Raw genomic sequence first — 313 nt, forward strand, 5'->3', positions numbered from 1 at the left:
CACGCTCTGGATCCCGGCCTTCATCGTGGCGGCGGATCTGGCCGACAAGATCATCTCGAACGCCAAGCTGCGCGACAGCGTGGCGCTCTCGCTTATCGGCCGCGCCGCGAGTTCGACCGGCTCGCCGGCCGACATCGTCGCAGCGGCGAACGACACCTTCCTGCGCCGCGTCGGCGATGCCCTCGGCTTCGGCCAGCTCACCATCGGCATGGTGCCGGACAGCCTGTTGACCTTCGTCAAACTGGCCTCGGCGGCGATCGCCAGCCAAGCCGAGGCGGAGGCCGGGAGCGCAACGAACAAGCTGATGACGCCG

The 313-nt window shown here is 68.7% G+C and carries 1 protein-coding gene; it reads left to right on the plus strand.

The features are described 5' to 3' along the window. On the plus strand, positions 1–313 hold a 313-nt coding region (locus tag WFK98_RS27265), incomplete at both ends, for a hypothetical protein (RefSeq protein ID WP_336802528.1).

The sequence above is a fragment of the Kaistia sp. MMO-174 genome, from assembly GCF_037147815.1.
In the GTDB taxonomy this organism is placed as follows: Bacteria; Pseudomonadota; Alphaproteobacteria; order Rhizobiales; family Kaistiaceae; genus Kaistia; species Kaistia nematophila.